This is a genomic window from Neoakkermansia glycaniphila, assembly GCF_001683795.1.
In the GTDB taxonomy this organism is placed as follows: domain Bacteria; phylum Verrucomicrobiota; class Verrucomicrobiia; order Verrucomicrobiales; family Akkermansiaceae; genus Akkermansia; species Akkermansia glycaniphila.
In genome coordinates this window covers 61,190-76,994 of record NZ_LIGX01000028.1, presented here as the reverse complement: position 1 = coordinate 76,994, position 15,805 = coordinate 61,190, and the positions used below count along the sequence as shown (strand labels likewise).

Below are 15,805 nucleotides of genomic sequence, written 5' to 3'. Positions count from 1 at the left end.
AGGCTGCGGGTGGTTCTTTTCTATATAGAACAGATTTGCGCCTCCGGGTCAAGGTTGTTGAGGTGTTGTTACGCAGTTGTGATTTTAAGGGGATACAAGAAGAGCTGCTCCGGTGTGCGGAACAGCGCTTGATGTTTTTCCGAATGGACGCCGTGTTATTTTTTGAGTTGTTCGGCAGTCGGTTTGGCGATGTTGAGTTTGATGGTGGCTGTTTTGATGCCGGGCGATGTGGCCGTGAGGGTGACGGGGCCGCTTTCGCCGCGTTTGCCACGCACGATGACTTGTGCAAGGCCGTTGAAGGCATCGATGGTGTTTTTCTGGAAGCCGGAGAGGTCGACCGGGTTGCCGTTGCACACGCCGATGATTTCAGCCGGGCCATTGACGGTGAAGGTGAGCGGTTCTTTGGCGGTGGGTACGGTGTTGCCCTTGGCGTCTTTCATGGTGACGGTGACGTAGCTGATGTCGCGTGCATCTCCGGCGATGGCGGTGCGGTCGGCCTGAAGGTCGATGGCTGCCGTTTTGCCTGTGGTGGCGCGAGTAGCGGTTGCCCAGGGCTGGCCGTTTTTGGTGACGACTACTTTGAGTTCACCGGGTTCATATTTGACGTCGTTCCAGAAGAAGCGGTAGCCTTCGGTGTCGCTGCCCGGTTTTTTGACGCGTACACCCTGCGATTTTCCGTTGAGGAAGAGTTCGGCGGTGTCGCCCGAGGAGTAGACATGGACGGGGGTGATTTCCCCTTCACGGCCTTCCCAGTTCCAGTGGGGGAGGATGTGGGCCATTTTCAGATCAGGACGCCAGTGTACCTGGTAGATGAAGAAGCGGTCTTTCGGGAAGCCGCAGAGGTCTACGATTCCGAAGTAGGAGCTGCGTGAGGGCGCTTTGTTGCCGAGCGCGGCGAAGCGTTCGAGGGCTGCTTTGGCTTCTTCAGGGTTGGAGAAGTTGCCTGCATTGGCGCGGTCCTGGTTGTACGGGGTGGGTTCGCCGAGGTAGTCGAATCCGGTCCATACGTATTCGCCCGCGATGTTGGGGTTGGCGTCCTGTGCGGCGAATTCGCGGTCGGGGCGGTAGGCCCAGCCGGGGGCGTAGAGGTCGTAGGAGCTGACCTGGTAGTTGAAGAAGCCGTCTCCGATTCCCCATTTGACGGGGAAGTAGTATTCGCCGCGCGTGGAGACGCAGGAGGAGGTTTCGGAGGCGATGACCGGCTGGTTCGGGCGCTGTTTGATGAATTCGCCGTAGAGGTGGGGTTTGTAGTTGAAGCCGTAGATGTCGAAGATTTCGCCGAAGCCGTTTTTCCATGCATTGGGGTTGTTGCAGCCGACGGTGACTTTGCGGGAGGGATCCGCTTCGTGGAAGAGGCGGACGAGTTCCTGAGCTACTTCTTTGCCGCGAGCGGTGCCCTGTTCGTCGATTTCGTTGCCGGCGCTCCAGCAGATGACGCTGGGGTGGTTGCGGTCGCGTTTGACGAAGTTCTGGAGGTCTTTGACGTGCCAGTCTTTCCAGAGGATGTGGTAGCCGTTGGCTTTGTCGTATTTCTGATGTTCCCAGATGTCGAAGAGTTCGTTGTCGACGAGGATGCCCATGCGGTCGCACGCTTCCAGCAGTTCGGGAGCGGGCGGGTTGTGTGAGGTGCGGATGGAGTTGACCCCCATTTCCTTGAGGATTTCGAGCTGGCGTTCGTAGCCGCGCGCATAGACGGCGGCACCGAGCGGTCCGAGGTCGTGATGCTGGCAGACGCCGTTGATGCGGACTTTGCGGCCGTTGAGGTAGAAGCCATCGGGTTTCCATTCGACGGTGCGTACGCCGAAGGTGTTGTTGACTTTGTCGATGATTTTGCCGTCCAGTTTGATGGTGGTGGCGAGGTCGTAGAGATGGGGGGTGTCAAGATCCCAGAGTTTGGGGTTGCCGAGTTGGATGGTGGAGGTGATTTCCTTGCTTTGTCCGGCGGGGATGGTGACGGTTTCTGGTTTGCCCGCAGCTCCGGCTACGCCTGCGACGGCGTTTTCAACGGAGACGGTAGCGGGTTTGTCCGATGTGTTGAGGACGGTTGTTTTGATTTCGACCGTGGCTCTGTCGTTGGAGACTTGGGGGGTGGTGATGGATACGCCCCAGTTGTCGACATGGACGGGGTTGGTTTTGGTGAGCCATACGTGGCGGTAGATGCCTGCGCCCGGGTACCAGCGCGATGAGCGCGGAAGGTTTTCCGCACGGACGGCGACGGTGTTTTTCTGGCCGGGTTTGAGGTGTTTGCTGATGTCTACGCGGAAGGAGGAGTATCCGTAGCCCCATTCTCCGGCAAGTTCGCCGTTGACGTAGACTTTGGGCATGGAGAGGACTCCGTCGAAGTCGAGGTAGTAGCGGTGTTCTCCTGCATCGGCGGGTACGTCGAAGCTTTTGCGGTACCAGCCGATGCCGACCCACGGGAGTTTGCCGGTTTCGTTTTCAAGTTCGGGGCGGAAGGGGCCTTCGATGGCCCAGTCGTGCGGGAGGTTGAGGGAGCGCCATTTTGTGTCGTCGAAGTTGGTTCCGAACGGTACTTTGTTGGCATTGAGTTTTTCGCCGGCGGGTTTGATTTTCTTTCCGGCGGCATCGGTGAATTCGATTTCCCGGATGCTGGCCCAGTTGCCGCCTCCAGTTCCGTTGACGGTGAATTTGTAGTAGCGGTAAGCGCGAGAGTCGGCAGGTTTTTGGTTTTTGCCGTAGAGGTTTTGCGCCGATTCCGTTCCGTTGTCGCCGATGCGGGCGGCGATGTCGGTCCACGTTTTGCCGTTATCGGAACCGGAGATGACGTAGTCGCGCGGTGCAGCTTTTTCCCAGATGACGTTGATTTGGCTGACGGCTACGGGTTTGCCGAAGTCGGCTGTGATGTAGTGGCCGGGGTTGGCGTTGGCGGCGCACCAGCGTGTGTTGCGGTTGCCGTCCATCGCGTTCATGGCGATGTTCTGGTGTTCGTGGCTGGAAGAGGTGAGGGGGGCGGATTCCGCTCCGGGTTCAGGCTGTACGGTGCCGTCGGGCATGTTGCCGAAGCGGGCGTGTTTCCAGCCGAAGTCGAATGTTTCACGCTGGGTAGCGGGCAAGGGCGCTGCGTTGGCAACGGAGATACCGAGAGTGAGAAGTAATGTCCAGTGTGTTTTCATATGAATGTGGTGCGAGACGATGGGTGCCGGGTTTCTATAATACGCCCGCATGAAGGCGGTTCTTTCATGCGGGCGGAGGTTTTATGCCTGTGTGCGGGCCCGGCGTTTCCGGACTGCTTCGGCCAGCGTTTCGAAGATGTCGAGGGTTTCTTCCCATCCGACGCATTGGTCCGTGATGCTCTGCCCGTATTTCAAGGGGGGCTTGTTGGGCTGTGCTCCACAGACGATGTTGCTTTCGATCATGACGGAAGCGACGAGTTCCGATCCTTCGGCAAGTTGTTCGGCGATGTTCTGCGCGACGACGGCCTGGTTGCGCCAGTCCTTGTTGCTGTTGCCGTGCGAGCAGTCGATCATCAGGCGGTTGGAGATGCCGGCTTTCTGCTGGGTTTCCCACGCTTTGCGAACGTGTTCCTCATCGTAGTTCGTGCCGTGGCTGGAACCGCGGAGGATGAGATGGCAGGTGTCGTTGCCGGAGGTGGAGACGATGGCTGCTCCACCCTGTTTGGTGACGGAGAGGAAGCTGTGCGGGTTGGAGGCGGAGACGATGGCGTCGATGGCGATTTGCGTGCTGCCGGAGGTGCCGTTTTTGAATCCGACAGGCATGGAGAGGCCGGAGGCGAGTTCGCGGTGCACCTGGCTTTCGGTGGTGCGTGCTCCGATGGCTCCCCATGTGATGAGGTCGGCGATGTACTGCGGTGAGATCGTGTCGAGGAATTCGGTGGCGGCGGGCACTCCCATTTCCGCGAGGCGGATGAGGAGGCCGCGGGCCATGCGCAGGCCGCGGTTGATTTTGAATGTGCCATCCATGAAGGGGTCGTTGATGAGGCCCTTCCAGCCGACGGTGGTGCGCGGTTTTTCGAAGTAGACGCGCATGATGATCAGGAGGTCGTCCTTGTAGCGGTCCATCGCATAGCGAAGGCGGCCGGCGTAGTCGACGGCAGCTTCGGGGTCGTGGATGGAGCAGGGGCCGACGATGACGGCCAGGCGGTCGTCGTCTCCCTTGATGCATTGCTGGAGGTTGTGGCGCGTTTCGGAGACGAGTTGCTCCACTTCCGGCGTGCAGGGGAAGTCCTCAATGAGGATGGCGGGGGATATCAGGGGTTTGATGGACGTGATGCGCACGTCATCCGTTTGGAACCAGCTCATGGGTTTAGGCTATGTGGTGATCGAAAGTTTTGAAGAGGTTATTTGGAGCCGCTTTTGTAGGAGAAGACGTTGTCTTTGGTGTTGTCTCCGGTGCCGCGAGGGCCTTCCTTGTCGGGGCCGGTACCCCAGACGATGACGCTTTGATCCGTGGATTTGTTGGTTCCGGTGGCGCAGGGGTCGTTCAGGCCTTCTCCATCGACATTGTGGGTGATTTCGACGTAGTAGGCTTCGCCCCACGGGTCGTAATAGCCGTAGCTGTCGCCGCGGCGGTAGATGCCGTTGACTTTCGTTTCAACGATGGATCCGGTGATGTATTGGATTTTCTTTTCGTTGATGCGGTTTTCGGATTTTTCCTTGCCGAAGAGGATGGTGATGAGGTCGTTCGGGTCTCTTTCCGTGGTGCGGATGGTGGTGCCGGATCCGCTGTCGGCAATGGAGCCTTCATTCTTGACGGGATAGGTGTTGTAGTCCTCATAAAAGTCTTTGATTCCTTTTTCGATGTCGGTGCACTGTTTTCGCGATTCCATGCGTTTGGCTTCGACGAGTTTGGAGGTGATGATGGGATAGGCAATCGCAGCGAGAATGGCGATGATAGCCATGACGATCAGGATTTCAATGAGCGTAAATCCGCGTTTGCAACTGGAAAAAGAGCGCAATTTCATATCACGCCGATTGTATCATGTTCCCCGAGGTTTGCAAGTGGAAAGCGAGAGGATGGCATTTTGGGCGAGGGGTTGGTTCTTGGTGCCTGCGTGTGAGGTTGATCGGAGGCTCGGATGGGCTGGAACCAGGGCAATCAGCATGGCTGCATGTGGTGCGGAAATGGAGCATATACCGGATTTTACTCCGGACTGGTTCACTTTATGCTTGTCTCGGAGGCATTTTGAGGCAATACTGTAGATGTCCTATGGATTTGATTGAAGTAGCCAAAAAGTCGTTGGGCGATATCCTGAATGCAATGGGTTTCGCATATGATGTCGATGTGACGGAGGAGGACGGTGTCGTCTGCCTTCAGATTGCATCGGAAGATGCCAGGTTTCTCATCGGTGAGGACGGTGATCGTCTGGACGATTTGCAGTATCTCGTCAACCGTATGATTCAGAATGTTCTGCCGGATGCTCCGAGGGTGAAGGTCGATTGCGACCATTACCGCGAGAAGAGTGAGGAGAGGCTGCTGGGCAAGGCAAGGTCTTTGGCTGAACGCGTGCTGGAATCGGGTGAGGAGCAGAAGATGCCGCCCTTGAATGCCTATCATCGCCGTTTGGTGCATAATGCACTCAAGGAGATCGAAGGGGTCGTGACGGTGTCGGAAGACGGTGATGATCGTTATAAGCGGATTACGATTCGCCGGGTCTGATGTTTCGCTGTCTGGGTTATGGATGTTGCACGGCTGCGGCCGTGTGTTCCGTGCAGGTTGCGCATGCGGAGCCGTCTCGGGAAGGCGAGGTGTGGCGCGTGTATGTGGACGATTCCGCTCCGTGCCGTGAATTGGGAGCCGTGCTGGACGAGTTGAAGAGGGATGCCCGTTTTGCCCATGTGGCATGGGAGGTTGTGAAGCTTGGCGATGCGACGGCTGATCGCGCGAGCCGTTCGAATGCGGCGGAGGCGATGCGGGATCTGGTGGTTTATACGCCTGCGTTCGTGCTGACGGATCGGGATGGGCTGTATGCCAGCGTCGCCGGCGCTGTGGCGACGGTCGATGGTTTGCCTTTGGCCGATAGGCTGGCTGACGCCGCCGCATTGCGATCGGCAGATAGAAGCAGGCTGCAGGGGCGTGTCAAGGAGGCGTCCGATCGCGCGGATTTATTTCTTTTGATGGGGGAGGTGCATGATTTGTCCCCGAATGCCGATGCGCGTTCCTTGAAGGCGGTGATTGACAAGGTTGCCGCGTTTTGCAAGGATGCCGGACGGCCCGTTGCCCTGCGCCAGTCCGCTGCTCTTCGTGTGCTGTATCCTCTTTTGCTGAGGAAGACGGCTGTTTTGTATGATGGCGTGCATTCTCCGCGTTCCGAGGCTGCTTTCAATGCAGCCGTGGCAGCATTGGAGTATGCCCGCGATATGGACAAGTCGTCGGCTGAGGGGAAGCATGCGCATGCGTTGCGCGAGGAGTTGCGGCGTGCCCGTTTGCAGGCCAAGACGAGGGATTAAGGCGTTTTCAGGTTTGCGGCGGGATGGGAGTTGGGAAAGTGTTCATCCGGGATGCTGAGGCCTGAACAGGGCTGGACGACATTCAGGTTGATGCGATAATAGGAGGGAGCATTGTAGTCGATTTGTGTGATATGATGGGCAATGATGAGTTGAGGAAATGTCTTATGCCATGGATAATCGTGATGATGAGTCTGCCTATCCAAGAGGAAACGGACGGGTTCCGGCCATTTTCCGTTTTCATCGCAGTAATAGCGCACTAGAGTATATTTTTTGTTCAAATACTCGATCAAATAGGGGTTGCTCCAGATGAATTGTTCGCAGAGCGATTCTTCTCTGCTTCCCTTTTTCCCTACGAGGAATAGCATGATCCGGCGTGAGTGTCGTTTGGCATCGGCTTCTGCAGCAGCTGCATCCGTGTGAAAGACAAGGGTTTGTTCCATGCGTTCGTCCGGAGTGTCCCAGGTCTGGAGGATGTCCAGATCTTCCCCTTTGAATTGGCTGAAGCGGTAAATGGTCTGGCTGCCGTCCAGCAGACGCAGTGTGGCGGTTCGCCGAATCGCGTCGGAAAGGGATGCTTCGATGATGAGCGGTTCCTTGCTGTGCAACTGGCAGTATACGTTCCAATTACGGATGCTGTTCAAGCGTTTCCATTCTTCGACGTGGGCCGTTTCCTGCGGGGTGAGCGCGTTGCGTTGCAGGTTGTAGAGGCGGTCGTCGCCGGTGCGGATGACGAGGTCGTTCGGTCCCAGGCTTTGGATGGATGCACGGACGGTTTGGCCGTTGCCGATGTTCCATGTGTGGACAGGCATGGAGTCTGCATCGCTTGCCATTGTATGGGGAAGCATGGGTACGGCGGAGGGAGGAGCGGGTTTTTTCCAGGTGCGGAGGTAGGCGTGGTCCTGGGCGCTCAGGCGTGAGAGCGGGATGCGGAGGGTGCGGCCTTCTTTTTTCTGAAGATAGATGCTGTCTCCCGGAGTGGAGATGGCTGCAGCCTGGATGGTTTGGCCGTTGTCGAGCGTCCATGTGCGCGTGGCGTCTTCCTGCGCGAGTACGCTGCCGGCAAGTGTCAGGGAGGCGAGGATGTGAGATGTGCGGTTCATGGCGGCGGGGCGTGATCAGGGTAGGCGTGTGGCGCGAAGGGTGTCGAGCGCCATGCGGGCGCCTGGGTGTTTCGGCTGGTTGTGAAGTTTTTGTTCGAGGGCCCGGATTTCATTGTTTTTCCATTGCATGCGGCGTTCTGCCGGGATGGCGGTGTTGGGCAGGAGTCTGGTCAGGATGTCTTGGGTGAGGCGGGGATGTCCGCTGATGTCCGACAGTGCCTGTTCGATGTGGTGGTATGCTTCCGTTTGTTTGCCTTGGTCGAGCCGGACCATGCCGCGAGTCCAATCCGCCATGGCTCGCGAGAGGACGATTTGTTCATGGGTGGGGTCCGTGTAGGACGGGGCGTTGACGCAGATGCCGCGGTGTACGATGTATTCGTAGATGTAGTTCGCCTTGTCCCATTGTTCGGATTCAACATAGGCTTCGGCCAGGTTGTGCATGTCGACGATACGATGGCCCATGTTGAAGTAGAATCGTTCGGCATCGCGGTAGTTGCCGTAGGTCAGAAGGGTTTGCACGAAAAGGTCGTAGTCGTCCCTCAACCCGGCCTGAAAGAAGAGTGCGTTGAGGGTGACGGCGTTTTTGTAGTGTTTCCATGCCAGTTCGTCGTGACCGAGGGCTTCTTCATATTCAGACATGGCGAGGTGGAGCAGGGGGCGGTCATATCGTTTGCTGGCGTTGATGTCCCGAATGAAGGGGGCCGCCTGGTCCAACCTGTTTTGCTCGATGAAGTGGTGGACAATCGCATAGACGGCAGACGGGAAACCCGTTTTGCCGAATTCAGGAATGAGTGAGGCCAGTGCGCCAGCGGCTTCTCCATAGCCTTGTTCGCCAAGGAGGCGGATCATGATATGGAGAGAGTCGATGCCGATGGTGCCGTTCCGATAACCCTCCATGCCGTTGATGACGATGCGGTCAAGGATGTCCTGCCTGTCGCTGTTTGTGGCAGGGATTTTGCCTGCCAGGATGTTGGCGGCGCGTATGCCTCCTCCGAGTCCCCATGCGCGGTTGAACTGCGGGAAGATGCTGTAGTGAGGAGAGCGAAGGATGTCGAAATAGCGGGAGATTCGTTGCGGGTCGCGTTCGTAGTGTGAGAAGAGTTCGGCCAGAGCCAGCGGGCTGACGCCCCGGAGTTCGTGCTGGCAGATGAGGAGTGACCAGACGTCGTAGCGGTTGAGCAGTTCAGCGAGGGCTGCGCAGTCCGTCCGGAGAGCATCCCATTCGCCTCGCTCTTCGAGTACGGCCAGTCCGGTGATGCAGCTGTGGAGCTGGCGGGGAACGAATTCCCGCAGGCGTTCGAATTCGTCGCGGTTGGCATCGTTGCTGGAGACGATGATGTTGAAGCTTTCCGGACCTTCTTCGGAGGGAACGGGTACGGCAAGGTCGCCGAGGTTCATTTCAAGCAGGAGGCTGTAGCATGCCGTTTGTTTGGTCGCGATGGCGGAGTGGCGGGTTTCCTGATTGTCCGGGAGGGCGTCGTCGCATTCCTTGAGGGCGAGTGCGATGAGCAGGTCCGTTTTGTTTTTTGCCTTGGCCTGTTTGCAGAGTTCGTCAAGTTCGGTCAGGTTGTGTTTGTATGTCTGCCTGTACGATTCCGTGTTTTCATCCGGGGTGATGAGGTAAGCGCAGTTCCATTGGGGCAGGCGGACGGCGGTGATGTCCGGGAAGTGCATGATGCTCAGGTCATCATAGACGTCCATTTTTTCCCATGCCGGCATTTTTCCGCCAAGTGCCAGCAGGCAGCGGGGGATGAAGCCCTGCATGTTTTTCGGGATGGTGGCTGCGGCGTTTCTGATCTGTTTGGCGGTAGCAGGGATGTCGACGGGTATTAGATGATGGCGCGCCGCCAGGCTGTTCATGGATTTCATGCAGCAGGAAGGCAGGGCCTGCCCTTTGCGTTTGAATCGGCTGATGCCTTCTTCCGCGATATCCGTCCGCAAGGTGTTGAAGTTGTGGGTGAGGTAGTGCAACTGCCTGAGTTCATACCGCGTCGGCGAGTTTGCCAGAACGAGCGGTTCGTATTCATGCGGGGCGGTCCAGATGCGGCAGGTGTTGGATTGCCACGGACCATGGCGGAAGTATACTTCTTCGGTGTTGTTGCGAAGGATGTCGTTATACAGGAGTATTTTGTTGTCGCTGAATCCTCTGAGGCGCCGGTACAATCCCTGTACCCATGGGCGGAGTTCCCCGAGCGGGTCATCCGCTCCCTGATTGTAGGCGCGGATGAGTCTTTGGTAGATCAGGGCGCTTTCGAGTTTGGGGTTGACGTTGTCCCAGCTTTCCAACGCCGTGCATAGTGCGGTGATTTCGTCATTGCCTCCGCGGTTTTCCGTCAGCAGTTCCCTCGCCCACTGGTTGAGGCCTATGGTGGTGAATTCCGTGTCTCCCAGTTCGTACAGGGCTTTGAGCCGAAAAATGGTGGTGTCTTCAGTGGAAGCTGCCAACGCGAGCGTTTGGAGGGCCAATGCAATTTGTGCGCGCCGCACCAGTTCCGGATTGTCGGAATAGGTTGCTTCGCGGAGTGCGCGAGTGAGCGTGGCATTCTCTTGCCGGGCGCAAGTCAGGAAGGCCTCGTCCGATTGTTTCAAGTCGCTGCTGCCGAGTTGTGCAATTACTTTTTCGGCTTGTCGTTGCTGTTCGAGATCAGAGACTCGAGTTGTAGCAGTTCGATTCGTTATGTAAGGAACTGCCGGGCAGGCGTCGATCAAAACAAGCCCGGTAAGAATGATACATGGGATGTTGAGTTGCTGTCGGAGGCGGGTCATACGGTGTTGGAGAAGGCCGCCGACATGCTAGCATACTCGCTGGCGGTTGGGAAGCGTATAATGTATGCTGCAGGATTGTGAATACGTTATAAGTTAGATTGTGTTAGATTGTTGGCGCGGTTCATATCCGGGTGAAGCGTGCGGTCATGCGCATTGTGGCCGCTGCCGCATTCGGGGCTTGCCTTCCTGAGGCTCTTGCGTAGAGTGGTTGTCATGAGCAGACTGGATGAATTGATGACGTTGCTGCGTTTTCCGAGTATTTCGGCGCAGCGTGCCCATGACGGAGATGTGGCGGATTGTGCGGATTGGCTGGTGGACAAGTTGTCCGGCATGGGGTTCGATGCGCGTAGCCATGGGACGGCGCGCCATCCGATTGTCGTTGCGAAGAGTCCGGAGGTTCCCGGGAAGCCCCGTGTGCTGATTTACGGGCATTATGATGTGCAGCCGGTGGATCCGATCGAGTTGTGGGAGTCCGATCCTTTCGAGCCGGTCGTGCGTGACGGGCGCATTTATGCCCGAGGAGCTTCGGATGACAAGAGCGAGCTTTTCGCCCATATTCTCGGTGTGGAGTCGCTGTTGCAGGAAGGCGGCGGTACGCTGCCCGTGAATGTGACGTTTTTGTTGGAAGGCGAAGAGGAAGTCGGCAGCGCGAGTTTGATCGATTTTCTGGGAAAGAACAGGGAACTTTTGGCTTGTGATGTGATCGTCGTTTCCGATACGGGGATGGCTGCACCCGATGTGCCGACGTTTTCCTACGGTTTGCGCGGGGTGGCCTGCGGCGAGCTGATCGTTAACGGCCCGGCGATGGATCTTCATTCCGGGGTGTTCGGCGGTGCGGTGGCCAATCCGATTACGGTGCTGGCGGAGATGCTGGCGACGTGCCATGATGCCGAAGGCCGCGTGTCGATCGACGGTTTTTACGACGGCGTAGAGCCTCCGGCAGATTGGGAGCGCGTGATGTGGAGCCGGGTGCCGGGTATGGACGATGTTTCGCTGGCTGCCCTGACGGGTGTGAAGGCTTTGCGTACGGAAGCCGGTTATACCGGAGCGGAGTGTATCTATGCTCGTCCGACTTTCGAGCTGAACGGTATTTTCGGCGGGTACGAAGGAGAGGGTAGCAAGACCGTGATTCCGACGAAGGCGGTGGCGAAGATTTCCTGTCGCCTCGTTCCGGGGCAGGATCCCAAGCGTATTTTGCAGCTCGTGAAGGCCCATTTCGAGAAGGTGGCGCCGAAGGGCGTCGAGATCAGGTTTGTGAATCAGCATGGAGGCGAGGCGTATGTGTGCGATCCTCATTCTCGTTACGGCAAGGCAGCCCAGCAGGCTCTGGAAGAGGCTTTCGGCAATAAGCCCGTGCTTGTGCGCGAGGGCGGCAGTATTCCCGTGATTGCGGAGATGAGCAAGCAGCTCGGCGTAGATGCCCTTTTGCTGGGGTTGTGCCTGCCCGATGCCCGCATTCATTCGCCGAACGAGAATATGCGGCTGGATCTCTGGGAGAAGGCGATTGAGATGTCTGCCTCTCTGTTGCGCAGGCTGGGCGAGAGTGAGTGAGTCGTTTTTCGATTTTTCAGTTATGGCTGCTCCTGCCGTCGATATCCGCCATGTGCACAAGCAGTTTCCCTCTCCCTGGGGGAGGGAAGGTGTGTATGCGGTGAAAGGCGTTTCCCTGCAGATTCCGCAGGGGAGCGTGTACGGACTGGTGGGGCCGAACGGTTCCGGCAAGTCGACGATCATGAAGATGCTGATCGGCTTGCTGGCTCCGAGTTCAGGCGAGTGCGAGGTGTTCGGCCGTTCGGCGACGGATGCCTCCAACCGTGAACAGATCGGTTTCCTGCCGGAGAATCCCTATTTCTACAAGTTCCTGACAGGTGAGGAGACGGTGCGCTTTTACGGCAAGCTGTGCGGTTTGCGCGGTCGGGCGTTGAAGGAGCGAACCCATGAGCTGCTGGAGCTGGTCGGCTTGCAGGATGCTGCAAAACGAAGGCTCGGCGGCTATTCCAAGGGGATGCTCCAGCGTATCGGCATGGCGCAGGCTTTGGTGCAGAAGCCGAAGCTGATTGTGCTCGATGAGCCGACGGCAGGGGTGGATCCGATCGGGTCCCGCGTGATCCGGGATATTGTGATGGCGTTGAAGGGGCAGGGGATGACCGTGTTCCTGTGTTCGCATTTGCTTGAGCAGGTGCAGGAGGTTTGCGACCGCGTGGGGATTTTGTATCAGGGGCTTCTTATTGCCGAGGGGTCAATGGACGATTTGACTCGTGATGCGAAACGCGAGGAGATTCTTTTGGAGAATGCGTCTTCCGACCTTCTGGGACGACTGCGCCGTGTGGTGGATGAGGATGGAGAGGCCAGGTGGCTCGGTTCCGGCCATCCCCGCAATTCATTGGAGGATGTGTTTCTGGCGGGCATTCGCAGCCAGATGGAGAAGGACAGGGAAGATCAGGCCCGTAAGGCGGAGTCCGGAAAGTAAGCCCGAACCGACTGGGCGCGTGTTATTGCTTGGCCCACGGGGTGGTGCCTCCCGTGGCGCGAAGGCGCTTGCGATAGAGCTTGATGTTGAAGACGGCACCCGCGATGACGACGGGGAGTGCCATCAGGCCGCAGATGACCTCGTCCGCATGCAGGAAGAGGATTCCGAGGATGAAGACGCCGGACGTGCTCAGGGCTGCGACGAAGGAGACGGTGTGCAGGGTGTCCGCCAAGGCGTTCTGTTCTTCTTTGCGGGAGGGAGGTACGGCCGTGTTCACCGTGAGGATGAGCGCAGTCAGCAGGGAAAGGGCGCGGCTTTGGGGGATGCTCCATGCGCACAGGGCGAACAGGCCGCTGCCGATTAAAAGGGTGGCGAGTACGTGCGACAGGAAGATGGAGAATACTTGCAGCGACGATGCGGGGGCCGGCGCGATGCGGCGGACGGGATAGTACAGGAACAGTTTCAGCAGAAAGGCGACGAGGCCGTAAAGCCATTTCAGAACCGGTGTCAGGACGGCGAGCGCCAGCATGGCGAGCATGAGCCATTCGCCTTTCCATGCAAGCCAGACTGCATCGATCAGTCCGACGCAGGCAAACAGGGCGACGATGCAAATGGCAACCACGCTTCGACTTTAACGGATGCGGAAACGAAAGTAAAGAAGGAAATAGCGTTTCCTCCTCTCCGACAGGGTGTTGGCGGCGGCGTTGTTTTCCGTTCGTCCGGCGCTTTGGGAAGAAAAAATGGGTTGCAATGAGAAATTTGCATTGCCAAGACAGGATTTTTCATGTAGAATCCGCCACCCAACTCACTACAAGTCTCATTTAACGTCGAATACAAGGAAAGCAAGATGAACATTATCAACAAGATCGAACAGGAACAACTTAAGGCGGAGGTCGCCCCCTTCAACGTCGGTGATACCGTCAAGGTTCACACCCGAGTGATCGAAGGTGGTAAGGAACGCGTCCAGATTTTCCAGGGTATCGTGATCGCCAAGCGCGGTTCCGGTGTGAACGAAGCATTCACCGTCCGCAAGATTTCCTACGGCGAAGGTGTAGAACGCTCCTTCCCGGTACACACTCCCCGCATCGCCAAGGTTGAAATCGTTTCCCGCGGCCTCGTGCGCCGTGCGAAGCTTCACTATCTCCGCGGCCGTATCGGCAAGGAAGCCATGACGGTGAAGACCGCCCGCTGATTTTTGCGATAGTCTTTCTTTTTTGACGCCCTCTCCAACCGGAGAGGGCGTTTTTTTGTGGTGCAGCCGCCTTTTTTTCTTCACAGGAAGTCGCAAGCTTTGTTACATTGACTTTATGCCGATACAATTCCCTCATGCCGCCATAGCCTGTGCTTTGTTTTCTCTTTCCTCGTTCGTTTTTGCGCAGGAAACCGGAAAGCAGCACGGTACGCGCGCAGCTGAAAAGGAGATGGCGGATTTGTGCCGTTTTTCGTCATGGATCATGGCGGATGCGGTATCCTCTTCTCCGGACGGCGGGCAAGGACTGCCGTATGAGTGCCGGAGTTCGGAAGAGCTGTTCGGTGCTGCGGATAAGGGAGATGTGCGCGCTGCTTTCCAGCTGGTGCTGTTCTGGAGTCGCAAGGGGGTGGAGAATGCCGATCTGTATGCCATGAATCCGCCTTCCCCAGGGCAGCGGCAGGTATGGGGCGATGTGTTCGCCGGTACCTCCGCCGATGCGCCATGGTTCCACGAGCCTTCACGGTGGTACGATTACTGGCTGGCTCGTGCGGCGTACGGTCGCGGGATGCTGGCGCTGGCTTTGAGGTGGTCTCTGGAGGGTAAGACGGCAGGGAACGATATGTTTCAGGCTGTTTTGCTGATGCATGGTTCGCGCGACGGAGACCCGCTGTTTATCGATTTTCTGCTGTCGGAGTATGAGCATGGTGCATTAGGGGAGGATTTGCGTGCCCGAATGGGTGAAACGCTGGCGCAGGGGATGGCGGCTTTGCGCATGCGCGCCGTGAAGGGTGAACCGGGAATGTCCGCGGCCTATTGCAGGGTGTTGCAGCGGTGGCTTTCGATGGGGGATACCAGGGCCGTCGGTGCATGGATGGAGCAGGGGCTTGCCCTGTTTCATCAGGATGCCTTGGAGTTGCTCCGCCGCTCCGCCGGAAAGGGGGATGCGCTGGCCATGAAGGTGTATCCGCAGTTTTCGCTGTTATGGGCGGGGGTCGGAAAAGATGTTGGAGGAGAGGTGGACGGCAGCTTCGAGGAGGATATGGTGCAGGCGGCGGAGCGTGGTGAAGTCATTGCTCTGTTGCGTGTGTCCATGGCGTTGCTGGGACGGATCGATTCGGATAAGGAGGCTTCGGGCGATGTGGTGGATCGTGTCGAAAAACTGCTTCTGCGTGCTGCGGAGCAGAATAGTTGTGCGGCGATGATGTCGCTTTGCCATTTGTACGAGGGCAAGTACGGTGGTGCGCCTCAACCGGAAAAGGCGTGCGGGATGGCGCAGCGTATGGCTGTGCTGAATTATGCTCCCGGGCTGTTGCGGTTGGCCAGGTATAAGGAAGAGGGGTACGGTTCCTGTGCGAAGAATCCTGAGAAGGCTTATGAACTGGTGTTCCGCGCAGCTGCGAGCCTGTATCCTGAAGCGTTGGTGGAGTGGGGGCGTTATCTGTTGGTCGGTATCGGCTGTGAAGCTGATGGGAAGATGGCCCGAAAAGTGTTGTCGCGCCTGTATGACCAATCTCCCACGATGCCTCGAGTCGCTTTTTTCCTCGGTTATCTGTATGAAGAGGGGCTGGCGGGCGAGACGGATGCAGGAAAGGCCGTCCATTATTATCAGGAGGGCGTGAAGCTTGGCGACGATAAGGCGATGAACAATCTCGCTTCCATGTATGAGCGGGGGAAGGGTGTGGATAAGAACCGGGAGAAGGCTCTTGCCTTGTATAGGCAAGCCGCCGGCCTGGGCAATGCGGATGCGCGTTCGAATGTGGGACGGCTCGAGAAGCATTGAGGCAGAGAATTTCCTTCCCCTGTCCCAAAAGAAACGGCACGCCTTGTGAGGTGTACCGGTGATGATGTT

12 protein-coding genes are annotated in these 15,805 nt (G+C 57.6%); 6 read left to right on the top strand and 6 right to left on the bottom strand.

What is annotated here, in order from left to right:
• Window positions 1-155 precede the first annotated feature (155 nt).
• The 3 genes from galB to AC781_RS13715 all read right to left on the bottom strand — a co-directional run bounded on the left by galB (window position 156) and on the right by AC781_RS13715 (window position 4,942).
• A complete protein-coding gene (galB, locus tag AC781_RS08355) occupies window positions 156-3,134 on the bottom strand; it encodes a beta-galactosidase GalB (protein ID WP_067776465.1) in 2,979 nt (992 codons plus the stop codon).
• A gap of 81 nt (window positions 3,135-3,215) precedes the next feature.
• Window positions 3,216-4,280, bottom strand: coding sequence for a 3-deoxy-7-phosphoheptulonate synthase (locus AC781_RS08350; RefSeq protein WP_067776460.1), 1,065 nt, complete (start codon window positions 4,278-4,280; stop codon window positions 3,216-3,218).
• A gap of 38 nt (window positions 4,281-4,318) precedes the next feature.
• Window positions 4,319-4,942, bottom strand: coding sequence for a type II secretion system protein (locus AC781_RS13715; protein ID WP_067776457.1), 624 nt, complete (start codon window positions 4,940-4,942; stop codon window positions 4,319-4,321).
• A gap of 296 nt (window positions 4,943-5,238) precedes the next feature.
• On the opposite strand from AC781_RS13715, the gene AC781_RS14085 reads away from it, so the two are divergent.
• Both AC781_RS14085 and AC781_RS08335 read left to right on the top strand, forming a co-directional pair.
• Complete coding sequence (locus tag AC781_RS14085; protein WP_172801750.1) at window positions 5,239-5,637, top strand: Jag family protein; 399 nt, start codon at window positions 5,239-5,241, stop codon at window positions 5,635-5,637.
• Window positions 5,637-6,428 (top strand): hypothetical protein, encoded by a 792-nt coding sequence (locus tag AC781_RS08335; protein ID WP_067776452.1) that lies wholly within the window; start codon window positions 5,637-5,639, stop codon window positions 6,426-6,428. The genes AC781_RS14085 and AC781_RS08335 overlap by 1 nt, the downstream gene beginning before the upstream one ends.
• Here AC781_RS08335 and AC781_RS08330 read toward each other — a convergent pair.
• Together AC781_RS08330 and AC781_RS08325 are read right to left on the bottom strand one after the other, a co-directional pair.
• Window positions 6,425-7,528 (bottom strand): hypothetical protein, encoded by a 1,104-nt coding sequence (locus tag AC781_RS08330; RefSeq protein ID WP_067776448.1) that lies wholly within the window; start codon window positions 7,526-7,528, stop codon window positions 6,425-6,427. The two genes, AC781_RS08335 and AC781_RS08330, sit on opposite strands and share 4 nt — an antisense overlap.
• A gap of 15 nt (window positions 7,529-7,543) precedes the next feature.
• The gene (locus AC781_RS08325; protein WP_141675828.1) at window positions 7,544-10,294 is read right to left on the bottom strand and encodes a hypothetical protein; all 2,751 of its coding nucleotides are present in this window, start codon (window positions 10,292-10,294) and stop codon (window positions 7,544-7,546) included.
• A 213-nt stretch (window positions 10,295-10,507) separates the two neighbouring features.
• On the opposite strand from AC781_RS08325, the gene AC781_RS08315 reads away from it, so the two are divergent.
• Together AC781_RS08315 and AC781_RS08310 are read left to right on the top strand one after the other, a co-directional pair.
• Complete coding sequence (locus tag AC781_RS08315; RefSeq protein WP_067776439.1) at window positions 10,508-11,845, top strand: dipeptidase; 1,338 nt, start codon at window positions 10,508-10,510, stop codon at window positions 11,843-11,845.
• Window positions 11,846-11,867: 22 nt separating this feature from the next.
• Window positions 11,868-12,764: an ABC transporter ATP-binding protein gene (locus AC781_RS08310; RefSeq protein ID WP_067776436.1), complete on the top strand. Its 897-nt coding sequence runs from the start codon at window positions 11,868-11,870 to the stop codon at window positions 12,762-12,764.
• Between the two features lie 22 nt (window positions 12,765-12,786).
• On the opposite strand, the gene AC781_RS08305 is transcribed toward AC781_RS08310, so the two are convergent.
• Window positions 12,787-13,386, bottom strand: a complete 600-nt coding sequence (locus tag AC781_RS08305) for a hypothetical protein (RefSeq protein WP_067776433.1) — start codon at window positions 13,384-13,386, stop codon at window positions 12,787-12,789.
• 225 nt (window positions 13,387-13,611) lie between these two features.
• On the opposite strand from AC781_RS08305, the gene rplS reads away from it, so the two are divergent.
• Together rplS and AC781_RS08295 are read left to right on the top strand one after the other, a co-directional pair.
• The gene (gene rplS, locus AC781_RS08300; protein WP_067776432.1) at window positions 13,612-13,956 is read left to right on the top strand and encodes a 50S ribosomal protein L19; all 345 of its coding nucleotides are present in this window, start codon (window positions 13,612-13,614) and stop codon (window positions 13,954-13,956) included.
• 115 nt (window positions 13,957-14,071) lie between these two features.
• A complete protein-coding gene (locus tag AC781_RS08295; protein ID WP_067776429.1) occupies window positions 14,072-15,736 on the top strand; it encodes a tetratricopeptide repeat protein in 1,665 nt (554 codons plus the stop codon).
• The last annotated feature ends 69 nt before the right edge of the window (window positions 15,737-15,805 follow it).